1 protein-coding gene is annotated in these 909 nt (G+C 39.3%); it reads left to right on the forward strand.

Features of this window, described 5'->3' with window-relative positions; translation table 11 throughout:
• The coding region (locus GUB10_RS15885; RefSeq protein WP_193712434.1) for a hypothetical protein at positions 1-909 on the forward strand (909 nt) is incomplete at both ends.

Here is a 909-nt window from a genome sequence, read left to right on the forward strand (position 1 = left end):
CAGCCACAGGCAAGTATTTCGCAACAACCAACTTGTGAAGATACTACCGGGACCATTTCGGTAACAACCGTACAGGGAATTACCTACACCCTTTTAGATGAAAATCAAAATCCATTAAATAATTCGATTGCAAATGGAGAATTCAGCGGATTAGGTGCAGGTACTTATTTTGTACAGGCAGACAATGGTGATTGTGAGTCAGTTTCTGAAGAACTTATAATCATAGAAAATTTAGGAACCCCGGCGCAGCCACAGGCAAGTATTTCGCAACAACCAAGTTGTGGAGATACTACCGGGACTATTTCGGTAACTACAGTACAGGGAATTACCTATAGCCTTTTAGATGAAAATCAAAATCCATTAAATAATTCGATTGCAAATGGTGAATTCAACGGATTAGATGCAGGTACTTATTTTATACAGGCAGACAATGGTGATTGTGAGTCGATTTCTGAAGCTTTGGTTATCATAGAAAATTTAGGAACTCCGGCGCAGCCGCAAGCAAGTATTGCGCAGCAACCAACTTGTGAAGATACTACCGGGACTATTTCGGTAACTACGGTACAGGGAATTACCTATAGCCTTTTAGATGAAAATCAAAATCCATTAAATAATTCGATTGCAAATGGTGAATTCAACGGATTAGATGCAGGTACTTATTTTATACAGGCAGACAATGGTGATTGTGAGTCGATTTCTGAAGCTTTGGTTATCATAGAAAATTTAGGAACTCCGGCGCAGCCGCAAGCAAGTATTGCGCAGCAACCAACTTGTGAAGATACTACCGGGACTATTTCGGTAACTACGGTACAGGGAATTACCTATAGCCTTTTAGATGAAAATCAAAATCCATTAAATAATTCGATTGCAAATGGTGAATTCAACGGATTAGATGCAGGTACTTATTTT

The organism is Salegentibacter sp. BLCTC, from assembly GCF_015143665.1.
In the GTDB taxonomy this organism is placed as follows: Bacteria; Bacteroidota; Bacteroidia; order Flavobacteriales; family Flavobacteriaceae; genus Salegentibacter; species Salegentibacter maritimus.